General features: G+C 70.8%; 23 protein-coding genes. 10 read left to right on the top strand and 13 right to left on the bottom strand.

All coding sequences use genetic code 11. The annotated features are described in order from the left end of the window. Positions 1-132: 132 nt before the first annotated feature. The 6 genes from pgl to tkt all read right to left on the bottom strand — a co-directional run bounded on the left by pgl (position 133) and on the right by tkt (position 8,375). Positions 133-861: a 6-phosphogluconolactonase gene (pgl, locus tag AC3ANS_RS11165; RefSeq protein ID WP_488296226.1), complete on the bottom strand. Its 729-nt coding sequence runs from the start codon at positions 859-861 to the stop codon at positions 133-135. Then, positions 858-1,769, bottom strand: a complete 912-nt coding sequence (locus AC3ANS_RS11160) for a glucose-6-phosphate dehydrogenase assembly protein OpcA (protein ID WP_488296225.1) — start codon at positions 1,767-1,769, stop codon at positions 858-860. The genes pgl and AC3ANS_RS11160 overlap by 4 nt, the downstream gene beginning before the upstream one ends. 145 nt (positions 1,770-1,914) lie before the next feature. Then, a complete protein-coding gene (gene zwf / locus AC3ANS_RS11155; protein ID WP_488296224.1) occupies positions 1,915-3,465 on the bottom strand; it encodes a glucose-6-phosphate dehydrogenase in 1,551 nt (516 codons plus the stop codon). Continuing rightward, positions 3,462-5,129 (bottom strand): hypothetical protein, encoded by a 1,668-nt coding sequence (locus tag AC3ANS_RS11150; protein ID WP_488296223.1) that lies wholly within the window; start codon positions 5,127-5,129, stop codon positions 3,462-3,464. The genes zwf and AC3ANS_RS11150 overlap by 4 nt, the downstream gene beginning before the upstream one ends. 8 nt (positions 5,130-5,137) lie before the next feature. After that, the gene (gene tal, locus AC3ANS_RS11145) at positions 5,138-6,244 is read right to left on the bottom strand and encodes a transaldolase (protein ID WP_488296222.1); all 1,107 of its coding nucleotides are present in this window, start codon (positions 6,242-6,244) and stop codon (positions 5,138-5,140) included. A 28-nt stretch (positions 6,245-6,272) separates the two neighbouring features. Next, positions 6,273-8,375 (bottom strand): transketolase, encoded by a 2,103-nt coding sequence (tkt, locus tag AC3ANS_RS11140; RefSeq protein ID WP_488296221.1) that lies wholly within the window; start codon positions 8,373-8,375, stop codon positions 6,273-6,275. 122 nt (positions 8,376-8,497) lie between these two features. Here tkt and AC3ANS_RS11135 point away from each other — a divergent pair, with 122 nt between their 5' ends. Next, positions 8,498-9,442 (top strand): heme o synthase, encoded by a 945-nt coding sequence (locus tag AC3ANS_RS11135; protein WP_488296220.1) that lies wholly within the window; start codon positions 8,498-8,500, stop codon positions 9,440-9,442. Between the two features lie 184 nt (positions 9,443-9,626). Here AC3ANS_RS11135 and AC3ANS_RS11130 read toward each other — a convergent pair whose 3' ends face one another. The 6 genes from AC3ANS_RS11130 to AC3ANS_RS11105 all read right to left on the bottom strand — a co-directional run bounded on the left by AC3ANS_RS11130 (position 9,627) and on the right by AC3ANS_RS11105 (position 14,780). Then, complete coding sequence (locus tag AC3ANS_RS11130) at positions 9,627-10,523, bottom strand: COX15/CtaA family protein (protein ID WP_488296219.1); 897 nt, start codon at positions 10,521-10,523, stop codon at positions 9,627-9,629. Next, a complete protein-coding gene (locus AC3ANS_RS11125; RefSeq protein WP_488296218.1) occupies positions 10,523-11,287 on the bottom strand; it encodes an ABC transporter permease in 765 nt (254 codons plus the stop codon). Before AC3ANS_RS11125 ends, AC3ANS_RS11130 begins: the two co-directional genes overlap by 1 nt. Next, complete coding sequence (locus AC3ANS_RS11120; protein WP_488296480.1) at positions 11,284-12,180, bottom strand: ABC transporter ATP-binding protein; 897 nt, start codon at positions 12,178-12,180, stop codon at positions 11,284-11,286. Before AC3ANS_RS11120 ends, AC3ANS_RS11125 begins: the two co-directional genes overlap by 4 nt. A 93-nt stretch (positions 12,181-12,273) precedes the next feature. After that, a complete protein-coding gene (locus AC3ANS_RS11115; protein ID WP_488296217.1) occupies positions 12,274-12,933 on the bottom strand; it encodes a glycerophosphodiester phosphodiesterase in 660 nt (219 codons plus the stop codon). After that, positions 12,930-13,676: a phosphatase PAP2 family protein gene (locus tag AC3ANS_RS11110; protein WP_488296216.1), complete on the bottom strand. Its 747-nt coding sequence runs from the start codon at positions 13,674-13,676 to the stop codon at positions 12,930-12,932. The genes AC3ANS_RS11115 and AC3ANS_RS11110 overlap by 4 nt, the downstream gene beginning before the upstream one ends. Positions 13,677-13,919: 243 nt before the next feature. Next, a complete protein-coding gene (locus tag AC3ANS_RS11105) occupies positions 13,920-14,780 on the bottom strand; it encodes a lysylphosphatidylglycerol synthase domain-containing protein (RefSeq protein ID WP_488296215.1) in 861 nt (286 codons plus the stop codon). A gap of 147 nt (positions 14,781-14,927) precedes the next feature. Here AC3ANS_RS11105 and AC3ANS_RS11100 point away from each other — a divergent pair, with 147 nt between their 5' ends. The 8 genes from AC3ANS_RS11100 to AC3ANS_RS11065 all read left to right on the top strand — a co-directional run bounded on the left by AC3ANS_RS11100 (position 14,928) and on the right by AC3ANS_RS11065 (position 21,549). Beyond that, positions 14,928-15,647: a helix-turn-helix transcriptional regulator gene (locus AC3ANS_RS11100; RefSeq protein WP_488296214.1), complete on the top strand. Its 720-nt coding sequence runs from the start codon at positions 14,928-14,930 to the stop codon at positions 15,645-15,647. Beyond that, a complete protein-coding gene (gene sufB / locus AC3ANS_RS11095) occupies positions 15,644-17,062 on the top strand; it encodes a Fe-S cluster assembly protein SufB (RefSeq protein ID WP_488296213.1) in 1,419 nt (472 codons plus the stop codon). Before AC3ANS_RS11100 ends, sufB begins: the two co-directional genes overlap by 4 nt. Before the next feature lie 111 nt (positions 17,063-17,173). Continuing rightward, positions 17,174-18,358, top strand: coding sequence for a Fe-S cluster assembly protein SufD (gene sufD, locus AC3ANS_RS11090; RefSeq protein ID WP_488296212.1), 1,185 nt, complete (start codon positions 17,174-17,176; stop codon positions 18,356-18,358). Next, positions 18,355-18,690 (top strand): non-heme iron oxygenase ferredoxin subunit, encoded by a 336-nt coding sequence (locus AC3ANS_RS11085; RefSeq protein WP_488296211.1) that lies wholly within the window; start codon positions 18,355-18,357, stop codon positions 18,688-18,690. The genes sufD and AC3ANS_RS11085 overlap by 4 nt, the downstream gene beginning before the upstream one ends. Continuing rightward, positions 18,687-19,448: a Fe-S cluster assembly ATPase SufC gene (gene sufC, locus AC3ANS_RS11080; protein WP_488296210.1), complete on the top strand. Its 762-nt coding sequence runs from the start codon at positions 18,687-18,689 to the stop codon at positions 19,446-19,448. The genes AC3ANS_RS11085 and sufC overlap by 4 nt, the downstream gene beginning before the upstream one ends. 1 nt (position 19,449) lies before the next feature. Then, positions 19,450-20,721: a cysteine desulfurase gene (locus AC3ANS_RS11075; RefSeq protein WP_488296209.1), complete on the top strand. Its 1,272-nt coding sequence runs from the start codon at positions 19,450-19,452 to the stop codon at positions 20,719-20,721. Then, positions 20,721-21,176, top strand: a complete 456-nt coding sequence (gene sufU / locus AC3ANS_RS11070) for a Fe-S cluster assembly sulfur transfer protein SufU (protein WP_488296208.1) — start codon at positions 20,721-20,723, stop codon at positions 21,174-21,176. The genes AC3ANS_RS11075 and sufU overlap by 1 nt, the downstream gene beginning before the upstream one ends. Further along, entirely contained in the window at positions 21,169-21,549 is a 381-nt protein-coding gene (locus AC3ANS_RS11065; RefSeq protein ID WP_488296207.1) for a metal-sulfur cluster assembly factor, read from the top strand. Before sufU ends, AC3ANS_RS11065 begins: the two co-directional genes overlap by 8 nt. Positions 21,550-21,789: 240 nt before the next feature. Here the strand turns inward: AC3ANS_RS11065 and AC3ANS_RS11060 are convergent, their stop codons facing one another. Continuing rightward, positions 21,790-23,433, bottom strand: a complete 1,644-nt coding sequence (locus AC3ANS_RS11060; protein ID WP_488296206.1) for a methyl-accepting chemotaxis protein — start codon at positions 23,431-23,433, stop codon at positions 21,790-21,792. Between the two features lie 306 nt (positions 23,434-23,739). On the opposite strand from AC3ANS_RS11060, the gene AC3ANS_RS11055 reads away from it, so the two are divergent. Further along, positions 23,740-24,348 carry an acVLRF1 family peptidyl-tRNA hydrolase gene (locus tag AC3ANS_RS11055; RefSeq protein WP_488296205.1) on the top strand — a complete coding sequence of 203 codons (609 nt, stop codon included), beginning with the start codon at positions 23,740-23,742 and terminating at the stop codon, positions 24,346-24,348. Position 24,349 lies beyond the last annotated feature (1 nt).

Here is a 24,349-nt window from a genome sequence, read left to right as displayed (position 1 = left end):
GGCCTGTGGAGAAGTGCCTGCAGATGCGCCGACTCGGCTTCTCAGGGCGTGCAGATGCGCCGACTCGGCCTCTCAGGGCGTGCAGATGCGCCGACTCGGCCTCTCAGGGCGTGCAGACGCGCCGACTCGGCCCTAGAGCTGGGAGGCTGCCGGGCGGTCCAGGAACCAGATCGTCTCGTCGTGGCCGGTGACGCCGGCGGCGGGGATCTCGTGGAGGTCGGCGCCACCGAGCGCGCGGGCGACGGCTCCGGCCTTGCCATCGCCGCTGACCAGGAACCACACCGACCGGGCCCGGTTGAGGGCGGCGAATGTGAGGCTGACCCGCTCGGGCGGTGGCTTCGGTGAGCCCGTGACACCCACGGCGATCTGGTCGGTGACGTCGAGCTGGGGGAACCCCGGGAACAGCGACGCGATGTGGCCGTCGGGGCCGATCCCCAGCATCACCACGTCGAACTCGCCGGCCCCGTGCTCGCGCAGCTCCGCGGCGTACGACGCCGCACCGGCGTCGACGTCGGCCGCGTCCGCGGTCGAGGGCATCGCGTGCACCTTCGCGGGGTCGGCACCGACCGCGTCGAGGAAGGCGGCCTGCGCTTGTCCGGCGTTGCGGTCGGGGGAGTCCGGGGCCACGAACCGCTCGTCGCCCCACCACACCACGACCTGGCTCCAGTCGACCTCGGATGCGGGGGAGAGGCGCGCGACCTCGCGGTGGATCTCCTCGGCGATGCTGCCGCCGGTGAGGGCGATCTGCGGGATCCCACCGGCGGCCTGCGCGTCGGCGAGCCGGGTGAGGAGCTCGCCGGCGACCGCCGTGGCCAGGGTCGCGGAGTCCGGGTGGACCTCGACGCGGGGGACGGTGCTCATGATCGCGTTCCCATCTTGACCAGCGCGCGGGCGGTCTCGGCGTAGATGTCGTCCTCGTCGAGGCGACGCAGCTCCTCGGCGAGCAGCTCGGGAAGATCGCGCCGCTTGAGCGCGACCGGGCGGTCGGGCTGGCCGGGTGAGGAAAACGTGGCGAGCTTGCCGTCGGTCCGGCTGATCCGGATCGGCCCGTCACGGGTCTCCAGCACGACCTCGGTGATGCCGGGCCCCTCCGAGCTCGAGCGCTTCACCTCGATCTTGAGACGATCGGCCAGCCACGCGGCCAGCAGGTCGGCGCTCGGGCTGACGCGTTCGCCGGTCACCGAGGCGCTCGTGACCTTGATCGGTCGTTGGTCCAGCGACGCGGCCAGCAGCGCGCGCCACGCCGTGATCCGGGTCCAGGCGAGGTCGGTGTTGCCCTTGGTGTACGCCGAGCACTGCTGGTGGATCGCCTTGGTCCGCGCCTTCGAGGCCGCGGCCGCATCGGTGATCCGGCGCTGGGCCAGCCTGCCGAGCGGGTCGGCAGCGGGGTCGGCCGGCGGGTGGCAGGGCCACCAGACGGCCACAGGGGAGTCGGGGAGCAGCAGCGGCAGCACGACCGACTCGGGGTGCTTGACGACCTCGCCCTTCAGCCGGATCAGGGCGGTCTCGCCCGTCCAGCCCGACCCGATGCCCACCTGGGCGTTGACCTGCGGCGCGCCGCGGCCATCGCCGAGGATCACGCCGAGGACCCGCGCGGGGTGCTCGTGGGAGGCCGCCTGGGCGGCCGCCATGGCGTCGTCGGCCTGGTCCTCGTTGACCACGATGATCAGCGTCATCACCATGCCCATGGCGGGACTGCCGGCCCGAGTGCGGGCCCGGACGAACTCCGCGGCGATCGCCGACGCATTCGTACTGACGAGCTCAATCATTCCGGGGTCCCCTCGAAGGTGTGGGTCGGAGGAGCGCAGCTTCGGGGTCCCCGCGGGCTTGTCGCGGGGGAGCGAAGCGGAGGAGCGAGAAGGTCGTGGGGTGAAGCGTTGCGGGGGAGGCCCGCGGCTTCGTTGGGTGGGGTCACTACGGCCTCCTCCAGACGCGCCCGTCGCGGGCCAGCATGGCGTCGGCGGACTCGGGTCCCCAGCCGCCGGACTCGTACTGCTCGGGCTTGCTCTTGCCCTGCTCGTCCTGCCGGGCCCAGTGGTCGAGGATCGGGTCGAGGATCTTCCAGGACAGCTCGACCTCCTCGTGCCGCGGGAACAGCGGCGGGTCTCCGAGCAGCACGTCGAGGATCAGCCGCTCGTAGGCCTCGGGGGAGGACTCGGTGAACGCACCGCCGTAGACGAAGTCCATGTTCACGTCGCGGATCTCCATCTGGGTGCCCGGCACCTTGGAGCCGAACCGCATCGTGACGCCTTCGTCGGGTTGGACCCGGATCACCAGGGCGTTCTGGGTGAGCTCCTCGGTCGAGGATGCAGCGAACGGCAGGTGAGGGGCGCGCTTGAACACCACGGCGACCTCGGTGACGCGCCGGCCGAGGCGTTTGCCGGTGCGCAGGTAGAACGGGACCCCGGCCCACCGGCGGGTGTCGACGTTGAGGGTCACAGCGGCGTACGTCTCGGTGGTCGAGGTGCGCTTGATGCCCTCCTCCTGGAGGAAGCCGATCACCTCCTCGCCGCCCGCCCACCCGGGCGCGTACTGGCCCCGGGCGGTCGTGAGGTCGAGCCGGCGCGGCAGCACCACGCTGGCGAGCACCTTCTGCTTCTCGAAGCGCAGGCTCTCCGCGTCGAACGACGTGGGCTCCTCCATGGCGACCAGCGCCATCAGCTGGAGCAGGTGGTTCTGGATCACGTCGCGCGCCGCGCCGATGCCGTCGTAGTAGCCGGCCCGGCCACCGATGCCGACGTCCTCGGCCATCGTGATCTGCACATGGTCGACGTAGTTGGAGTTCCAGATCGGCTCGAACATCGAGTTGGCGAACCGCAGCGCCAGGATGTTCTGGACCGTCTCCTTGCCGAGGTAGTGGTCGATCCGGAAGATCGACCCGGACGGGAACACCTCGTCGAGCACCGCGTTCAGCTGCTTCGCGGACTCCAGGTCGTGGCCGAACGGCTTCTCCACGACCACTCGGCGCCAGGAGTCGCCGCGGCCCTCGGTGAGGCCGTGCTCCTGGAGCTGGCCGACCACGTTGCCGAAGAACCCCGGCGGGATCGCCAGGTAGAACGCGTGGTTGCCGCCGGTGCCGCGGACCTCGTCGAGCTCCTCGATCGTACGGCGGAGCCGCTCGAACGCCTGGTCGTCGTCGAAGTCGCCCGGCACGAACCGGAAGCCCTCGGCTAGCTGCTGCCACACCTCCTCACGGAACTCCGTGCGAGCGTGGGCCTTCACCGAGTCGTGGACGATCTGCGCGAAGTCCTGGTCGGCCCAGTCGCGCCGGGCGAACCCCGTGAGGCTGAAGCCTGGCGGCAGCAGCCCCCGGTTAGCCAGGTCGTAGATGGCCGGCATGATCTTCTTGCGGGAGAGGTCTCCGGTCACACCGAAGAGCACCATCCCGCTCGGCCCCGCGATGCGAGGCAGCCGCCGGTCCCGGGGATCGCGGAGCGGGTTGCTCCACACCGGCGGCGTCGTCACCCGAGCACTCCCAGCACCGCGCCGAGGTCGCCTGGTGACGACACGTGCAGCCGGAGCACCGGCCGGCCCTTGTCCGCCAGCACCTTGCCGTCGCCGACGGCCTGGGCGGTGATGAACTCGTGGAACGTGAACGGACGGTCGGGTACGGCGAGGTCCGCCTCGGGCTGGCCGGTCACCTGGAGGTAGACGCCGGTGGCGGGTCCGCCCTTGTGGTACTGACCGGTGGAGTGCAGGAACCGCGGGCCCCAGCCGAACGTCACGGGGCGTGAGGTGCGGACCGCGAGCTTGTCGCGGACGCCAGCGAGCCGGGCGTCCCGGTGCCGGTCGAGGTAGGCCTGGACGGACACGTAGCCGTGGTCCTGGTCGAGACTGCTGAGCAGGGCCTCGACCGCGCCGGCGACCGTCGTGGTCCCCTCGGGCAGCCAGCCCTCGGAGGCGTAGACCGCAACCGGCCCGTCGGTGAAGACGGGCTCGGGGGTGCTGCCGCCGCCGTCGAGCATCTCGCGGGCCGCGGCCTTCGCGCTCTCGACGTCGGGCTGGTCGAACGGGTTGATGCCGATGATGCGCCCCGCGACGGCGGTGGCGTACTCCCACAGCAGCAGCTGCGCGCCCAGCGGTGCGTCGATGGTGGCGCCCCAGCCGGATGTCGGGCGGATCTTGTCGGCGCGCTCGGCGTGGCCGGGACCGAACGCGACCAGCACCTCGTCTGCGGTGTTGGGCGTGAAGTTGGGGGAGTCGAGCGACTCGACGACGACCGGCAGGATGCCCTTGCCGTCCTTGCCGGTCGACTCGGCGACCAGCTGCTCCACCCAGTCGCCGAAGCCGGCGTACGGCGCCCCGACGTTGGCGAGCGCGAGCTTGTCGGCGCCGGCGAGGTTGGCGACGCCCAGCAGGGCGCCCAGCCGCAGGCCGGGGTTGTCGACGGAGTCGTCCTCGAGCGCCGGGCGGATCGCCTCGGCCTCGTCGAGGAGCTCGGCGATGTTGGCGCCCGCGAGGCCGCTGGGCACCAGCCCGAACGCGGTCAGCGCGGAGTAGCGACCGCCCACCTCGGGGTCGGCGAGGAAGACCCGGTAGCCGGCCTCGCGCGCGGACTTCTCCAGAGGGGAGCCCGGGTCGGTGACGACGATGATGCGGTGCGTGGGGTCGATGCCGGCGTCCTTGAACGCCTTCTCGAAGGCGCGGCGCTGGCTGTCGGTCTCGACGGTGCCACCGGACTTGCTGGAGACCACGACAGCGGTCTCCTCGAGCCGCTGCTCGATGGCCGTGCGCACGAAATCGGGGTCGGAGGAGTCGAGCACCACGAGCTCGACGTCGTCGCTCTGGCAGATGACCTCGGGTGCCAGCGACGACCCGCCCATGCCGCACAGCACGATCCGGTAGACCTGCTGCTCGCGCAGCTCGACCTCGAGCTCAGCGATGTCGCTGATCATCGAGCGCGAGGCGCTGGACAGTCCCACCCAGCCGAGCCGCTTGCTGGACTCGGCCTCGGCGGCCTCGCCCCACAGCGTGTGGTCGCGGGCCGCGAGTCGGCTGGCGACCTTGTCATCGACGAGGGAGCGGACGGCGGCGACGTACGCCGCCTCGTCGCGGTAGCCCACGTGCAGCTCGTGGTGGTCACCCTGCGAGACGTGCCAACCGGCAACAGGGCTGGAGGAGTCGGTCATGCCATCAGTCACCGGGAGGCCTTCTTCATCTGGGTGGACACCGTCTCGACGAGCTCGGTCCACGACTTCTTGAACTTGTCGACACCCTCGTGCTCCAAGACGACCAGGACGTCGAGGAAGTCGACGCCGAGCTCGCCGAGCCGGTCGAGAATCGCGGCACCTGCGCCCGCGCGACCGGTGACGACGTCGCCGAGGATCTCGCCGTGGTCGGCGAAGGCGTCCAGGGTCTTCTCCGGCATGGTGTTGACGGTCTCGGGGACCACGAGGTCGCGGACGTACATCGTGTCGTCGTAGTCGGGGTTCTTGACCCCGGTCGACGCCCAGAGAGGACGCTGGCGCTGGGCACCGGCCGCCTCCAGCTCGCGCCAGCGCTCGGAGCCGAAGACCTCCTCGAACGCGCCGTAGGCGACCAGCGCGTTGGCGACCGCGGCCTTGCCCCGCAGGGCGAGGGCGGGCTCCGAGCCGATGCTCTCCAGGCGCTTGTCGACCTCGGAGTCGACGCGGGAGACGAAGAATGACGCCACCGAGTGGATCGACGAGAGGTCGTGGCCGGCCTCGCGGGCCTGCTCGAGGCCGGTGAGGTAGGCGTCCATGACCTCGCGGTAACGCTGCTCGCCGAAGATCAGCGTGACGTTGACGCTGATGCCCTCGGCGATCGCTGCGGTGATCGCCGGAAGCCCTTCCTTGGTCGCCGGGATCTTGATCAGCGCGTTGGGCCGGTCCACCGCCTTCCACAGCGCCCGGGCCGAGGCGATGGTGCCCTCGGTGTCGTTGGCCAGGTCGGGCTCGACCTCGATGGACACCCGGCCGTCGGCCGGGGTGCCGTCGTACGTCGGGCGCATGAGGTCGCAAGCGTTGCGGACGTCCTCGGTCGTGAGCTCGAAGACCACCCGCTCGACGGGCTCGCCCTTCTCGACGAGCTGCGCGACCTGCTCGTCGTAGCGCTCGCCGTTGGCGATCGCCGCAGCGAAGATCGTCGGGTTGGTGGTCACGCCCACCACCGAGCGCTCCGCGACGAGCTCGGCGAGGTTCCCGCTCTCGATGCGTTCGCGGGAGAGGTCGTCGAGCCAGATGGAGACGCCTGCGTCGGTCAGGGCTTTCAGTCGGTCGTTCACGGGCTGCTCCTCTGGTCGTTCGGTCAGGTCAGCCGCGTACGGCCGTGATGCTGTCGTGCGCCGCGGCCGCGACGGCCTCGGCGGTGATGCCGAACTCCTGGTAGATCCGGGAGTAGTCGGCCGATGCGCCGTAGTGGTCGATGGAGATGATCCGGCCGTGGTCGCCGACGTACTCGCGCCAGCCCTGCTTCACCCCGGCCTCGACCGAGACCCGCGCCTTGACGATCGGCGGGATCACCTTGTCGCGGTAGGCCTGGTCCTGCGCCTCGAACCACTCCAGGCACGGCATGGAGACGACGCGGGCCTTGATGCCCTCGGCAGCGAGCAGCTCGCGCGCGGCGACGGCGACCTGCACCTCGGAGCCGGTGCCCATCAAGATCACGTCGGGGGCGCCGCCCTCGGCCTCGAGCAGGATGTAGGCGCCCTTGCTCACCTCGTCGGTGTCGGCGAAGCCCTCCGCGCCGCGCGGGAAGACCGGCACGTTCTGCCGGGTGAGAGCGAGCGCCGCCGGCCGATCGGTGTGCTGGAGGATCGCCAGCCACGCGGCCGCCGTCTCGTTGGCGTCGGCCGGACGTACGACGTCGAGGCCGGGCATCGCGCGCAGCGCGGCGAGGTGCTCGATCGGCTGGTGGGTGGGGCCGTCCTCGCCGAGACCGATGGAGTCGTGGGTCCAGACGTAGATCGCCGGCAGCTTGCTGAGCGCGGCGACGCGGACGGCGCCGCGCATGTAGTCGGAGAACGTCAGGAACGTGCCACCGAAGACGCGGGTGAGGCGGTCGGCGGTGATGCCGTTCATGATCGCGCCCATGCCGTGCTCGCGGATGCCGAAGTGCAGCACGCGACCCTGGAACGGGTCGGCCTTCCACTCCTCGGTGTCGCGGCTGAGCGGCAGGAAGGACGGCGCCGACTCGATCGTGGTGTTGTTGGAACCGGCGAGGTCGGCCGAGCCGCCCCACAGCTCGGGCATCACCGGGGCGATCGCGTTGATGATCTTGCCGGACGCCGTCCGGGTCGCGACGCCCTTCTCGCTGGGCTCGAAGGTCGGCAGCACCGCGTCGAGGCCCTCGGGGAGCTGGCGCTCCTTGAGGCGGTGCAGGAGCGCGGCGCGCTCGGGGTTGGCGGCCGCCCAGGCGGCGTACTTCTCGTCCCACTCCGCGCCCCACGCGGCGCCGCGCTCGCGCAGCTCACGGGCATGGGCGAGGACCTGCTCCGAGACCTCGAACTTCTTCTCGGGGTCGAAGCCGAGCACCTTCTTGGTGGCCGCGACCTCGTCGTCGCCGAGCGCGCTGCCGTGGGCCTTCTCGGTGCCCTGTGCGTGGGGGGCGGGCCAGGCGATGATCGTGTCGAGCACGATCAGCGAGGGCCGGTCGGTGACCTCGCGGGCTGCCTGGATCGCGTCGTAGAGCGCCGGCACGTCCTCGACGTACTCGGTGTGGCCATTGGTCCAGTCGACGTTCTGCACGTGCCAGCCGTAGGCCTCGTAGCGCTTCGCCACGTCCTCGGTGAACGCGATGTCGGTGTCGCCCTCGATCGAGATCTGGTTGCGGTCGTAGATGACCGTGAGGTTGCCCAGCTCCTGGGTGCCTGCGATCGAGCTCGCCTCGCCGCTCACGCCCTCCTCGAGGTCGCCGTCGGAGCACAGCGCGTAGACGTGGTGGTCGAAGAGGCTCTCGCCGGGGGCGGCGTCCGGGTCGAGCAGGCCGTGGACACGGCGGGCCGACATGGCCATGCCGACGGCGTTCGCGACGCCCTGGCCGAGGGGGCCGGTGGTCACCTCGACGCCGGCGGTGTGGCCGAGCTCGGGGTGGCCCGGGGTCTTCGAGCCCCAGGTGCGCAGGGCCTTGATGTCCTCGATCTCGAGACCGAAGCCGCCGAGGTAGAGCTGCGTGTACAGCGTGATGCTCGAGTGGCCGCAGGAGAGCACGAAGCGGTCACGGGCGACCCACTCGGGGTCCGCGGGGTCGTGGCGCATGACCTTCTGGAACAGAAGGTACGCCGCGGGGGCGAGGCTCATCGCGGTGCCGGGGTGGCCGTTGCCGACCTTCTGCACGGCGTCGATCGCGAGCACCCTGGCCGTGTCCACCGCCTTCTGGTCGAGATCTGTCCAGTCGAGCGCAGCGGTGTCGGTCACGGGATTCCTTTCGAGGTGAGCGCCGAGGTCATCGGCCGTCCCCGAGCCTACTCACCCCAGGCGATAGACTCGAAGCAGTCCTGCTACCTGCCAGTACCCCCATCGCGCTCGAGGATCCCCTTGTGACCTACGTCGGCCAGTCGTCTTCTGCTGCCCAGCAGTCCACGGCCGAACGCGCGACGCTCAAGGACGTGGTGGCGGCGTACGTCGGGCTCACCAAGCCCCGCGTGATCGAGCTGCTCCTGCTCACGACGGTGCCGGTGATGTTCTTCGCCGCGCGCGGGGTGCCCGACCTGGGACTGGTCGTCGCGACGGTCGTGGGCGGTGCGTTCTCGGCGGGGTCGGCGTCGGTGTTCAACTGCGTCTACGACCGGGACATCGACGAGCAGATGCGACGGACGCGACGACGGGCGTTGCCGCGGCACATCGTGTCGCCGGCGGCGGCGCTCGTGTTCGGGTTCGTGCTCGGGATCGCCTCGACGGTGATCCTCTACGTCTGGGTCAACCCGCTGTCGGCCGGCCTGTCGGTCGGTGCGAACGCGTTCTACGTGTTCGTGTACACGATGCTGCTCAAGCGGCGTACGACCCAGAACATCGTGTGGGGCGGCCTCGCCGGCTGCTTCCCCGCGCTCATCGGTTGGACGGCGGTGACCGGCTCCCTGTCGTGGGTGCCGGTGGTGCTGTTCGCGGTCGTGTTCTTCTGGACCCCGCCGCACACGTGGGCGCTGGCCCTGCGCTACCGCGAGGACTACGCGAACGTGGACGTGCCGATGCTCCCGGTGGTCGCTCCGGCCCGTGAGGTGGGCCGCCAGGTCGTGCTCTACAGCTGGGTGATGGTGGCGACGTCGTTGCTGCTGTGGCCGGTGGCCGACACCGGTGTCTTCTACCCCGTCGCCGCCGGCGTCCTCGGCGCGTTCTTCCTGCTCGAGGCCCACCGGATGTGGGCCCGGACCCGAGGCACCGAGAGCCTCTCGGTGATCCAGCCGATGCGGCTGTTCCACTCGTCGAACCTCTACCTGTCGCTGCTGTTCGTCGCCGTGGCGGTCGACCCGCTGCTCTCCCGCTGAGCCCTCGCGGGCCGGGTTACGCCGGGATCGGGACTAACTAGTGGCAAGTATTCCTGCCCGAGACGCAACCTCCGGGGCTCTCATCGCGTCTGAGGAGTGACGGCGGCCAGCCCGTCCACGGGGGTGCGGGCGGCCGCCGTCGATTCATGTCCGGTCCCGGGTGGCGCTCCGGGGATCCGAGGGCCTATGTGTCGGCCGGAACCCGCGGCTCGCGCACGCGGACCAGCGCCCAGGTGACGGCGCCCGACGTGAGTGCGGAGCCGAGCATGTGGAAGCCGACCAGCACGACCGGCAGATCGGTGAAGTACTGCACGAAGCCGATGGTTCCCTGGCCGGCCTCGATGGCGAGCAGGACCACGATCACCCGGCGGGTGGAGCTGGGTGCCCCGGTGGCGATCGCGGCGAACAGCAGCCCGATGGTCAGGCCGACGAACAAGAACACGAGGTCGGCGTGCAGCTGGCTCATCTGGAGCGGCGAGAGCCCGTTGCGCTTGGAGGCGGAGTCACCGGCGTGCGGGCCCGACCCGGTCACGATGGTGCCGACGTAGAAGACCGCCCACGCGGCGGCGAACGTGGCCCACGCCAGACCGAGCGCAGCGCCGCGGGGGGCCAGCTCGGGCGCCGGCTGGTCGAGTCGTTCCAGGAAGAACACCGCGAGCCCGACGATGGCCATCGAGCAGAGCATGTGCAGCGAGACGACCCACGGGTTGAGGTGGGTGAGCACGGTGATTCCGCCGATCACCGCCTGGGCGGGGATGCCGAGTGCCATCACCAGGGCGATCCGGCGCAGGTCGCGCCGACCTGACTGCCAGGCCGCCACGAACGTGCCCACGGCGACGACGACCAGCACCCAGGTGAGCATCCGGTTGCCGAACTCGATGATCGAGTGCACGTCGTAGGCGCCGTGGGGCGTCAACGAGTCCTCGGTGCACCGGGGCCAGGTCGGGCACCCGAGGCCGGAGCCGGTCAGCCGGACCACACCTCCGGTCACCACGAGCATGCCGTTGGCGATCAGCGACGCCCAGCCCCAGCCCCGGATCCAATCGTCGAGGTGCCGCAGCCGGCTGGTCAGTCGGTCCATCACTCCCACTTGAAGGTCCGGGCGGTGAGGGCGGTCCCGAGGACCGACCAGGCGAGGAGGACGCACAGGTCGCGCCAGGCGGTCCCGTCGTCGATGAGGGCCACCCGCATGGCGCTCCCGAGGGCACCCGAGGGTAGCCAGCGCACGACGTCGCCGAACGCGCCGTACGCCGAGACCGGCAGGACGACAGCCCCACCGGCCATGAGCAGGAGGTAGATCAGGTTGGCCGCGGCCAGGGTGGCCTCGGCGCGCAGCACGCCGGCGACGAACAGCCCGAGGGACGCGAACGCCGCGGTGCCGAGCACGACCGCGAGGGCGGCGCCGATCAACCCCGGCTGGGGATCCCAGTCGAGAGCGAGCGCGACCAGCGAGATGACCAGGACCTGGAGCACCTCGATCAGCAGCAGGCCGCCGATCTTGCCGGCGAGGAGGCCGGAGCGGGGGAGCGGTGAGGACCCGAGACGCTTGATGACGCCGTAGCGCCGCTCGAACCCGGTCGCGATCGCGAGCGAGGTGAAGGCGGTCGACATCACCGCGAGCGCCAGTACGCCGGGCGCGAAGACGTCGACCGCGGAGTGCGTCAGGTCGAGGCCGACGCGGTCCGCGCCCGCGACCCCGCCGATCAGCACGATGACCGGGATCACGACCGCCAGCAGCAGCTGCTCTCCGTTGCGGAGCATCAGCCGCGACTCCATGGCCGCCTGGGCCAGCACCTGCCGGTGCAGGGGAGCTGCGCCGGGCCGAGGAGAGAACGTCCCGCTCACGGCGTCAGGCCCCGTCCGGTCAGCTGGAGGAACACGTCCTCCAGAGTGCGTTGGCCCAGCGTCAACGACTCGGGCAGCACCTCGTTGGTCTCGCACCACCGCGAGACCTTGGCGAGCGTGGAGGCGTCGGCGGGTCCAGTGACCAGCAGGCTGACCTCGTCGAGCTGGGTGACCTCGGTGTGCTCGCCCAGCGCCGCGCGCAGCGAGTCGGGCGAGCCCGGGGGGAACGGCCGGGTCACGACGAGCCTGATGGTGGCGTGGGTGCCGCCCCGGGTCAGCTCCAGCGGGGAACCCGACGCGATCAGCCGGCCCCGGTCGATGATGTGGATCTGGTCTGCGAGACGCTCCGCCTCGTCCATGTAGTGGGTCGTGAGGACCACCGTGACCCCGTCGCCGCGCAGCTCCTCGAGCAGCTCCCAGGTGGTCCGCCGGGCCTGCGGGTCCATCCCGGCCGTCGGCTCGTCGACGAACACGATCTCGGGCCGGCCGACGAGGGCCATCGCCAGCCCGAGCCGCTGCTGCTGCCCGCCTGAGAGCCGCCGATACGGCGTACGGCCGCAGTCCGCCAGCCCGAGGCGGTCGGAGAGCATCTGGGTGTCGAGCGGGTGGGCGTGCAGCTTCGCGATGTGGTCGAGCATCTCGCGGGCGCGCACGCCGCTCCAGGCGCCGCCGCCCTGGAGCATGACCCCGATGCGCGGCAGCAGCTCCGCGCGCTCGCGGATCGGGTCGAGCCCGAGCACGCGCACGGTCCCCGACTGGGGACGCCGGTAGCCCTCACAGGTCTCCAGCGTGGTCGTCTTGCCGGCGCCGTTGGGGCCGAGGACGGCGGTGATCGTCTGTCGTTCGACCACCAAGGACAGCCCGTCGACCGCGACCTTCTCGCCGTAGCGCATCACCAGGCCGTCGACCGAGACCGCAGGGGCGGCAGGGTCGGACGCAGGCACCGCCACAGTGTAGGGAGCGCCCCGGACGCGCTCGGCGACGGGTCAGGCGCTGCGGCGACGCACCTCGCGGAGGATGTCCGGCTCGTTGGTGATCACGCCGTTGGCGCCGACGGCGGTCACCTGGTCGAGCGTGCCGATGTCGTCGATCGGCCAGGTCATCACCACCTCGACGGTGCGGCGCACCCGAGCCACCAGCTCCGCGTCGAGCAGGGAGCGGTGCAGGGAGACGCCGTACGGCGCAGGGCGGTCCGGCCGCGCCAGGCGGCGGACCAGGGCGCTGAGCTCGGCTCGGTTGCGGGCCGAGAGCACCGGCCGCGCGTAGGGCAGGTCCGCGACCCGCTCGACCGCCGGCCAGTGCCGGCCGCAGACCAGGACGTCGTGCTCGTTGGCTCGCTCGTGGAGCAGCTCGGCGACGGCCTGTCCGGTCGAGACCTTGCGACCCTTGAGGTCGAGCATGAACGTCGTACCGTGCCGGTCGGCGTCCAGCAGCTCCTCCAGGCCCAGTCGCGGCGCGGTCGCCGAGGCGAGCTCCCAGCGGTCCCAGAGGAACGGCAGCGGGCCTGCGGTCTTGAGGTGCCGCACCTCCAGCCGCCCGCAGTAGGCGTGGACGTCGCACTCGATGACGTCGGCACCGACCTGGTTGGCCTCGTGCAACCCGGCCAGCGAGTTCCCCGCACGGTGGGCGATCGCGAGCAGGGTCATGGTGCGGCCGCCTTGCCGGCCCGTCTGCCGCGGCGTCCCTCGAGCGCGACCGCGCCGGCGTACCCCACCATCGCGAGCATCAGACCGGCGACGACGTCGACGACGTAGTGGTTGGCGGTCGCCACGACGGCGAACGCCATCAGGACCGGGAGGATGCACCCCACCACCCGGAACAGCAGGGTGCCGGCCGCGGTCGCCAGTGAGATCCCGACGAGCAGGTCCCAGCCCGCGTGCAGGCTCGGCATGGCGGCGTACTGGTTGACGAAGTTGGGGGGCTGGAGCACCCGGTAGGCGTAGGAGCGCTCGGTGACGGTGTCGACGAGGTTCGGGTCGGCCAGGCGCGGTGGGGCGACGGGGTACGACACGAAGATCACCAGGCCGATCCCACCGGAGATCAGCATCGCGTTGCGCAGCCGCAGGAAGATGTCGCGGTGGTGCCAGACGAGCCAGGCCATCGTCAGCACGATCACTGGCCAGTGGCCCCAGATGTAGATCCAGTTCACGATCGTCGAGAAGACGCCGGAGTCGGCCACGGGGTCCTGCACGACCGACTCGATGTCGATCCCGAGCCGCCCCTCGAACGCCATCACGTCGTGGGCGTGGTCGATGGCGACCGAGGGGGTGGCGGCGGTCAGGCCGCGCACCTGGAAGTAGAAGAAGATCCCGAGGACGACGATCGCCACCTGCTCGAGCACCCAACGGACCCGCCGATCGTGGAGCGCGCTCGGGCGCGGCATCAGCATCACCCGACCTCCTGCCCGCTCGCGTCATGACGTCCGGGGTGGCCCACCTTCGATGCTGCCGCGGCGCGCACAGGCCGTCGTGAGGCGAAGGTCCCGAGTTCCGAGGACGCGTCTCCCGCGCCGACGTCGTCGCCGCGACACCGCGTCTCCCGCGTCGACTTCGTCGCCGCGCGTGGCCGCGGATCGCTCTGGGGGTGGTGTTTCGACGGTGTGGTTGCGGTGGGCGCGTGGGCTGCGGGCAGATCAGGCGGTGGCGGCGGCCTGTCGCCGGCCGGCGACGAGGCTGGCCCCGCCGAGGGTGAGGGCGGGGAGCCAGGCGAGTGCGGCCTTGAGCGACACGGCGGCGACGGCCGCCGCGAGGGGTACGCCGGCGGCGACCAGCGCGATCACGAGGGCGCCGTCCCGCGGGCTCGCCCCGTTGGGTCCGGGCACCGCGCCGGCGAGCTGGCTGGCTCCGAACGCACCGAGGACGGCGAGCGGCGAGACCGAGTGACCGGTGGCGCCGACCGCGCCGACGAGCAGCGCGGCGATCGAGAGCTGGTAGCCGGCCGAGAGCACGAGCCCGTGCAGGAGCTTGCGCACCGGGGGCAGTGGCCGGCTCGGCAGCAGCCCGGGGCGCACCCGGTGCAGCACGATCACGGTGAGGACGGCCGCGAGGGAGACCCCGGCGACGGGGAGGATGAGGTGCATCGGCAGTGCGGTGCCGGCGAACGCCACGAACGCCGCCAGGCCCAGGGCGCCGACGAGCCGGTCCGTGCCGACGCTGAGCACCGCGTCGCCGCGGCCGAGCCCGGCCCCGGTGAGGCGCTTGAGCCGCCACAGGTCCGCGCCGACGTGGCCGGGGGTGAACAGCCCGAGCAGCTCGGACTCGGCGTACGCACGCAGGTGCCAGCGACGGGAGAGGTCGGCATCGGTCAGAGCGCGCCAGCGCAGCGGGCAGAGGAGGTACTTGCCGACGACCCAGGGGAGAAGCCCCGCGAGCACGGGCCACAGGGACACGTGGGGGAGGCGGGGGAGCGTGAGTGCCGGGACGACGAGGCTCACGACGACCCCGAGGGCGAGCACGGTGCGAGAGGAGAGGACGGCGCGGAGGCGGTCGATCATGGAGGTCGGCGGAACCTTCGGTCGGCGAGGTCGCAGCGTCGTTGCGGCGCGGTGGACCTCCAGTGTCGCCGATGACCGACCGTGAGCCAAGCGAGGTAAGGATGACCTTACTTGAACGGTCGAGATCAATAACGGCACACTGGCGTTGTGGAATTCGACGAGGTCCCGGTCGCGGGACACGACCAGCCCACGCGTGAGCGTGTGGCCCGGTCGATCCTCGTCAACGGCCCCTCGACCGCGGCGGCGCTCGCCGAGCGCCTCGACCTGACGCCCGCGGCCGTCCGCCGTCACCTCGACCAGCTCGTCGACGACGGCGCCGTCGAGGCTCGCGAGGCCCGCACCCTGGCCGCCCGCGGCCGGGGCCGCCCGGCCAAGGTGTTCGCTCTCACCGAGACGGGCCGCGACCGCTTCGACCAGCAGTACGACGACCTCGCCGTCCAGGCACTCCGGTTCCTGGCCGAGACCGGAGGTGTGGACGCGGTCCGCGAGTTCGCGACCCGGAGAGCGGCGTTCATCCAGGACCGGTTCTCCGGCGTCAGCGCGGCGCACCCCGACCTGGGACCGGCCGAGGTGCTCGCCCGCGTCTTCACCGACGAGGGCTACGCCGCGGCCGTCCGCGACGTACCCGTCGGGGAGCAGCTGTGCCAGCAGCACTGCCCGGTGTCCCACGTCGCGCACGAGTTCCCCCAGCTGTGCGAGGCCGAGACCGAGGCCATCAGCAAGGTCCTCGGGCGGCACGTCCAGCGCCTGGCGACCATCGCCCACGGCGACGGCGTGTGCACCACCTGCATCCCGGACCTGCCCACGACCAGCCCGACCATCCAGCAGAGCTCGACCACCGAGAAGAAGGAGCACGTCAGCCGATGACCTCCATCGAAGAACTCAACCCCGAGCTCAAGGGGATCGGCCGCTACGACTTCGGTTGGGCCGACCCCGACGTGGCCGGCGCGTCCGCGAAGCGCGGCCTCAGCGAGGACGTCGTCCGCGACATCTCCGCGAAGAAGAACGAGCCGCAGTGGATGCTCGACCTGCGCCTGAAGGGCCTCAAGCTCTTCCACCGCAAGCCGATGCCGTCCTGGGGCTCCGACCTGTCGGGCATCGACTTCGACAACATCAAGTACTTCGTGCGCTCCAGCGAGAAGCAGGCAGCCACCTGGGACGACCTCCCCGAGGACATCAAGAACACCTACGACAAGCTCGGCATCCCCGAGGCGGAGAAGCAGCGCCTTGTCTCCGGCGTCGCCGCGCAGTACGAGTCCGAGGTCGTCTACCACTCGATCCGCGAGGACCTCGAGGCCCAGGGCGTGCTCTTCCTCGACACCGACACCGCGCTCAAGGAGCAGCCGGAGCTCTTCCAGGAGTACTTCGGCACGGTGATCCCGGTGGGCGACAACAAGTTCGCCGCGCTCAACACCTCGGTGTGGTCGGGCGGCTCCTTCATCTACGTGCCGAAGGGCGTGCACGTCGACATCCCGCTCCAGGCCTACTTCCGGATCAACACCGAGAACATGGGCCAGTTCGAGCGGACGCTGATCATCGTCGACGAGGACGCCTACGTGCACTACGTCGAAGGCTGCACGGCGCCGATCTACAGCTCCGACTCTCTGCACTCGGCCGTCGTCGAGATCATCGTGAAGAAGGGCGGCCGCTGCCGCTACACGACGATCCAGAACTGGTCGAACAACGTCTACAACCTCGTCACCAAGCGCGCGGTCTGTGAGGCCGGCGCGACCATGGAGTGGGTCGACGGCAACATCGGCTCCAAGGTGACCATGAAGTACCCCGCGGTCTACCTGATGGGCGAGCACGCCAAGGGCGAGACGCTCTCGATCGCGTTCGCGGGCGAGGGTCAGCACCAGGACGCCGGCGCCAAGATGGTGCACGCCGCCCCGCACACCTCGTCCTCCATCCTGTCGAAGTCCGTCGCCCGTGGCGGCGGCCGGACGTCCTACCGGGGCCTCATCCAGGTCAACGAGGGCGCCCACGGCTCCAAGTCCAACGTGCTGTGCGACGCGCTGCTCGTCGACCAGATCAGCCGCTCCGACACCTACCCCTACGTCGACATCCGCGAGGACGACGTGTCGATGGGTCACGAGGCGAGCGTCTCGAAGGTCTCCGACGACCAGCTCTTCTACCTGATGTCGCGCGGCATGGAGCAGGACGAGGCGATGGCGATGATCGTCCGCGGCTTCGTCGAGCCGATCGCCAAGGAGCTGCCGATGGAGTACGCCCTCGAGCTCAACCGGCTGATCGAGCTCCAGATGGAGGGCGCTGTCGGCTGATCGACAGCGCCGGAGGCGCCGTCGATCAGCCGACAGCGCCGTGGGAGGGGCCGCCTGTGGTTGCGGCCCGCCCGTGAGACCGAAACGGAAAGTAGACGTAGATAAGTGACCGTGACTGACACCGCACGCGAGAGCGTGTCGTCCGCCCTCGAGCAGGAGCAGGGACACCTGATCGTGTCCCACCTCAACCCGCCCGCGTCGTACGACCTCGACGACCACCCGGTGCCGACCGGGCGCGAGGAGATCTGGCGCTTCACGCCGCTCAAGCGGCTGCGCGGGGTGCTCGACGGCGAGGCCTCCGAGGCCCGCCTGACGTGGACCACCACGCTCCCGGAGGGCGTGACGCTGCGTGAGATCGGCGCCGACGAGGCGATCGCCCTCGGCGAGTTGGCTCCCAACGACCGGCCCTCGGCCCTCGCGGCGGCGCGCGCGGGCGGCGCGATGCTGCTCGACGTGCCCGCCGACACGGTGGTCACCGAGCCAGTCGTGCTGCACCTGCACGGCGAGTCGGTCGACGACCTCGTGTGGGGCCGGCTGCTGGTCCGGGTCGGCACGCACGCCGACGTCACGGTGGTCGTCAACCACACCGGCTCCGCGCGCTACGCCGCGATCACCACGGTTCTCGTCGGCGACGGCGCCCGGGCCAACGTGCTCACCCTGCAGGACTGGGCCGACGACGCCGTCCACCTGGGCCGCGACGCGATCCGCGTGGGCCGCGACGCGAGCGTCAAGCACACCTCGATCTCCTTCGGGGGTGACCTGGTGCGCATGCACGCCAACGTCGAGTACGCCGGCCCCGGCGGCGATGCCGAGCTGCTCGGCCTCTACTTCGCCGACGAGGGCCAGCACCTCGAGCACCGGCTCTTCGCCGACCACAACGCCCCCAAGACCAAGAGCCACGTGCTCTACAAGGGTGCGTTGCAGGGCCAGGGCGCCCACACGGTCTGGATCGGCAACGTGCTGATCCGCAAGATCGCGCAGGGCATCGAGACCTACGAGGAGAACCGCAACCTGGTGCTCACCGACGGCTGTCAGGCCGACTCGGTGCCCAACCTCGAGATCGAAACCGGCGACATCGAGGGCGCCGGGCACGCCTCGGCGACCGCGCGCTTCGACGACGAGCAGCTGTTCTACCTCCGCTCCCGCGGCGTCTCGGAGAAGGAGGCCCAGCGCCTCGTCGTGCACGGCTTCTTCAACGACCTCATCCGCAAGGTCGGCATCCCCTCCATCGAGGAGCGGCTGCTGAGCACCGTGGAGACGGAGCTGGCCAAGAACGTCCTCAAGGAGGACGCATGAGCTTCGTGCGCGCCTGCGCGGTCGGCGACGTCCCCACCGACGAGGCCCTCGCGGTCACGGTCGGGGCGTACGACGTCGCCGTCGCGCGCCACGAGGACGAGTTCTTCGCGATCCAGGACCTCTGCTCGCACGCGGCGGTGCCGCTGAGCGAGGGCGAGGTCGCCGACTGCACCGTCGAGTGCTGGCTGCACGGGTCGCGCTTCGACCTGCGCACCGGCAAGCCGACCGGCCTCCCGGCCACCGAGCCCGTCGCGACCTTCCCCGTGGAGGTCCGCGACAACGACATCTACGTCGACACCACCACCACCCTGAACGGAGTCACCCCCTCATGAGCGAGCTCGTCATCAAGGACCTGCAGGTGTCCGTGGACACCGAGGACGGTCCCAAGGAGATCCTCAAGGGCGTCACGCTGAGCATCAAGGCCGGCGAGACCCACGCGATCATGGGGCCGAACGGGTCGGGCAAGTCCACGCTGGCCTACTCGATCGCCGGCCACCCGAAGTACACAATCACCGGCGGCACGGTCACCCTCGACGGTGAGGACCTGCTGTCGATGACCGTCGACGAGCGGGCGCGTGCCGGCCTGTTCCTCGCCATGCAGTACCCCGTCGAGGTCCCGGGCGTCTCGGTGTCGAACTTCCTGCGCACCGCCAAGACCGCCCTCGACGGCGAGGCGCCCAAGCTGCGCACCTGGGTCAAGGACGTCAACAAGGCCCTCGAGAACCTCAACCTCGACCCGACGTTCGGCACTCGCTCGGTGAACGAGGGGTTCTCCGGCGGCGAGAAGAAGCGCCACGAGATCGCCCAGCTCGAGCTGCTCAACCCGCAGGTCGCGATCCTCGACGAGACCGACTCCGGCCTCGACATCGACGCGCTGAAGGTCGTCTCCGAGGGCGTGAACCGGTTCCGCGCCCAGGAGGGCAAGGGCGTCCTGCTGATCACGCACTACACGCGGATCCTGCGCTACATCACCCCCGACCACGTCCACGTGTTCGTCGACGGCAAGGTCGCCGAGTCCGGCGGCCCGGAGCTCGCCGACGAGCTCGAGGCCAGCGGCTACGACAAGTACCTCCGGGCGGCGGCGGTCTGACATGACCACGGTGCAGCTGCCCGGACTCCTCCCCGAGCTGGAGGTGATCCGCGCCGACTTCCCGATCCTGGAGCGGACCCTCGCGGGCGGTCTGCCGCTGGTCTACCTCGACAGCGCCAACACCTCGCAGAAGCCGCAGGTCGTCATCGACACGATGGTCGACCACCTCGAGCGTCACAACGCCAATGTGGCCCGGGCCATGCACCAGCTTGGTGCGGAGTCCTCCGAGGCGTTCGAGGACGCGCGCGACAAGGTCGCGGCCTTCATCCACGCGCCGAGCCGCGACGAGGTGATTTTCACCAAGAACGCCTCCGAGGCGCTCAACCTGGTCGCGAACACGCTCGCCTGGGCCACCGGTGACCTCTCGATCGGCCCCGGTGACGAGGTCGTCATCACCGAGATGGAGCACCACTCCAACATCGTCCCCTGGCAGCTGCTCACCGAGCGCAAGGGTGCGACGCTGCGCTGGTTCGGGCTCACCGACGACGGCCGGCTCGACCTCTCCGACATCGACTCCCTGATCACCGAGCGGACCAAGGTCGTCTCGCTGACCTGGGTCTCGAACATGCTCGGCACGATCAACCCGGTCGCCGAGATCGCCCGCCGTGCCCACGAGGTCGGCGCGCTGGTCGTGGTCGACGCCTCGCAGGCGGCGCCTCAGCTGCCGGTCGACGTGGTCGCCTCCGGCGCCGACCTGCTGGCCTTCACCGGCCACAAGGTCGTCGGCCCCACCGGCATCGGAGTGCTGTGGGGGCGCCGCGAGGTGCTCGATCAGCTGCCGCCGTTCCTGGGCGGCGGCGAGATGATCGAGACCGTGCGCATGGAGCGCTCGACGTACGCCGGCATCCCGCACAAGTTCGAGGCGGGCACGCCCCCCATCGTCGAGGCCGTGGGCCTCGGCGCGGCGGTCGACTACCTCGCCCACGTCGGGCTGGAGGCCGTGCACCGGCACGAGCAGGCGATCACGGCGTACGCACTCGAGGGCCTCGCGACCGTGCCCGGCCTGACCGTGCTGGGACCGCTGGACGCCACGCAGCGCGGGGGAGCGATCGCGTTCGAGATCGACGGGGTGCACCCCCACGACGTCGCGCAGGTGCTCGACTCCCGCGGGATCGCGGTGCGGGCCGGTCATCACTGCGCGAAGCCCGCGCATGCCCGGTTCGGCGTGCAGAGCTCGACCCGGATGTCGTCGTACCTCTACACGACGCCGGCCGAGATCGACGCGCTCGTCGAGGGCCTGGAATACACCCGCTCGTACTTCAAGTTGGGCTGATGATGAGCCACGAACTCGACTCCCTGTACCAGGACATCATCCTGGACCACGCGAAGCGCCGGTTGAATGCCGGCCTGCGCGAGCCCTTCGACGCCGAGGTCCACCACGTCAACCCGACCTGCGGCGACGAGGTGACGTTGCGCCTGCACCTCGACGGTGACGTCGTGCGCGACATCTCCTACGACAACCAGGGCTGCTCGATCTCGTCCGCCTCGGCGTCGGTGATGACCGAGCTGTTGATCGGCAAGACCGTGGCCGAGGCCCGGCCTGTCGTCGACGCCTTCCTCGAGATGATGCGCGGCAAGGGCCAGGTCGAGCCCGACGAGGACGTGCTCGAGGACGCGGTCGCCTTCGCGGGCGCCGCCAAGCTGACCGCGCGCATCAAGTGCGCACTACTGGCGTGGATGGCCTACCAGGACGCCCTCGCCCGAGCCCAGGAGGACTCGCATGCCTGACACCAGCTCCGTTGACCATGGCGCCCTTCCCGAGGTGCCCGAAGCCGGCGGCGTCGGCACCTCGACCGTCTCGGTCGAGGACGTCACCGAGGCGATGAAGGACGTCGTCGACCCCGAGCTCGGCATCAACGTGGTCGACCTCGGCCTCGTCTACGACGTGCACCTCGACGAGAGCTCGAACGTCGTGCTCGACATGACCCTCACCTCGGCGGCGTGCCCGCTGACCGACGTGATCTCGGACCAGACCAACAGCGCACTCGAGGGCCTGGTCAACGACGTGGCCATCAACTGGGTCTGGATGCCCCCGTGGGGCCCCGACAAGATCACCCCCGACGGCCGCGAACAGCTGCGAGCCCTCGGCTTCAATGTTTGAGCCGCTACGCCGCGCGCCGGCGAGCGGAGCTCGCGGCGCTGCGGCGTAGCGACGCAAGAAGGTCGAGGGAGCCCCGCGCCTGAGCGGAGCGAAGGCGCGACGGGCGGCTCGAGACCTGAGACACCGGCCCGCTTGGACGAACAAGCCAGGCAGCGGTTAGGTCGTCTCGCACGGCCGAGCGTCCCGAGACCCCTCCCCGGCGGGGGCTCGAGACACTGGTCGGTGGGTTCCGGCTCCCGCTCAGTAGGTGAACTGGGCGACCTGGCCGCGGAGGTCGGACGACATCCGGGCGAGCTCGGCGATGGCCTGCTTGGTCTGTCCGACGACCTCGTTGGTGGTCGCCGCGACGGAAGCGACGCTCGTGATGCTCGTGGCGATGTCGGCGGACCCGGACGCGGCCTCGGCGACGTTGCGTGCCATCTCGTTGGTGGTCGCCGTCTGCTCCTCGACCGCCGAGGCGATCGTCGCCTGGGTGTCGTTGATCTGGGCGATGATCTCGGAGATCTCGGTGATGGCCGTGACGGCCGCCTGGGTCTCGGCCTGGATCGCCTCGATGCGGCCGCTGACCTCGCCCGTGGCCCGAGCGGTCTCCTGCGCGAGCTCCTTGACCTCGTTGGCGACGACCGCGAAGCCCTTGCCGGCCTCGCCGGCTCGCGCGGCCTCGATCGTCGCGTTGAGCGCGAGCAGGTTGGTCTGCTCGGCGATCGAGTTGATGACGGCGATGACCTTGCCGATGTCGGCGGAGGAGTTGCCGAGACGGGTCACCGTCTCGGAGGTCGTGTGGGCCGCGTCGACGGCTCGAGCGGCCACCTGCGAGGCGGAGGCCGCGTTCTGCGCGATCTCCCGGATCGACGCGGACATCTGCTCGGTCCCGGTGGCCACGGTCTGCACGTTGTCGGTGACGTGCTCGGCCGCCCCGGCGACGACGTCCGCCTGGGCGGAGGCCTCCATCGAGGTCGACGAGATCTGCTCGGAGGTCGCCGACAGCTCCTCGGCCGCGCCGGCGACGGTCTCCGAGGTCGAGACCACGTGCGCGATGGTCTGCCGGAGCTCGGCCTGGGCGGTACCGAGTGCCGCCGCCATCTGTCCGACCTCGTCGGTCGAGAAGACGTCCGCGGTCACGGTGAGGTCGTTGTGAGCCATCGCCTCGAGCGAGTGCTGGACCGCGCGGAGCGGGCGGCGGATCGCGTTCGCGAGGAGGATGCCTCCGGCCAGGGCGGCGCCGAACCCGACCACCATGATCACGACCATGCGCTTGATCGCGGCGCCGGCCTTCTCGTCGGCCGACGACGCCACGGACGCGAGGTGGGCGACGACCTCGTCGTTGACGGAGACGAGGTTGTCGACCATCTCTCCACCGATCGTTCCGGCCTCGGCACGGGCAGCCACCCAGCCGGCGAGGTCACCTGCCTGCGCGGCCCGCACCATCTTGTCGTGCACGACGGCTCGGTAGGCCTCGAGGGACTTCTTGAAGTCCTCGAACCGAGCCGGCAGTGCGCCGGTCTCGGCCTGGTAGTCCGCGCCGAACTTCGCCAGCGATGCGTCGAGGGCCGTCTCGGCGTCGTCGAGCGCGGCGACCCGGTCGCCCAGCTCCGGGGAACCCGTGAAGCCGCCGACCACCGAGGCGTTGTTGCGCACCGACCACAGGGCGTCCTTGAGCGCGGCGAGCGAGGTGTTGAGCGAGGCCTGGGAGGTCGCCATGTCGTTCGTGGTGTGACGCGCCGAGGACATCGCCGTCACTGCCGAGGCACCGAGGATGACGCTCACGAGCGTCGCCAACCCGACGAGGGACATGATCTTGGTGCGCAACGACCGGTTGGCGAACCACGCGGTGCGCCGTCGGCGGCTGCCTGCCACTGCGTCGCCTTCGATCGTGCCTGCCATCGTCATCACGCTCCCTCGCCCATGGTTCGCTGAGGAGAGCCGTTGGGCGCCCGGCTCACGCGGTTGCCATTCGGCGGGCGGATGGTCTGTTGTAGGGAAAACGCGCGGCAGTGTTGATCCGGTCTGGTCCGCTCGCGTCGAGTGCCGCGTCTCGGAAGTCGTCGACCGGTTGGCGTTCTCAGGGTGGGTGCACCGCAAGGCGCCATACCCGCTCGTCTCGCAAGCGTCGGCAACGCAAGCGGGGTGCGTGCCATGGGGGCGCGAAGCGCCCAAGAAGCTTCCGGGACGCGGCACTAGGCTCCTGGGGTGGCCCACGTCCGAGTGCCCGCCGACCGGGTCGAGCGGTGGATCGAGAACTTCCTGTCGCGCCACGGCGAGACCTCGCTGTCGACCACCGCCGGCGCCCTGTGCGGCGTGGCCGAGGACGGGTCGACGTTCGTCGCCCGGCTCCCGTTCGCGGCGGCGTACGGCGGCCCCGCGGCGCCGGACGCGTTCGCGGCGGAGGTGGCGTCGCCCACCGACTGGGGAGTGCTGCTGGTCCGCAAGGGCGGCTTCGCCGTCGCGCGCATGGCCGGCCTGCGGATGACGGAGAGCAAGGTCGGCCAGCGTCACGTCCAGGGGCGGACCAAGGCCGGTGGGCAGAGCCAGCAGCGGTTCGCGCGCCGACGCGACAACCAGGCACGGCAGGCCTACGAAGCGGCCGGCGAGCACGCCGCGCGCATCCTCGAGGGCCTTCGAGGTCCGCTGGTGACCGGTGGTGACCACACAGCCGTCGCGGAGGTCCTGGAGGACCCGCGGCTGCGACGCCTGGTCGTGGTCGAGCCGTGGCTCGCGGTGCCGGATCCGCGCCGTAGCGTGCTCGAGGAGGCGGTGCGAGAGGCCTGTGCGGCGCAGGTCGAGGTCGTGAACGCGTGAG

This window comes from Nocardia sp. 149-1B (genome assembly GCF_057747975.1).
The sequence above is the reverse complement of the archived record's forward strand: the minus strand, read 5'-3'. Positions and strand labels throughout refer to the sequence as shown.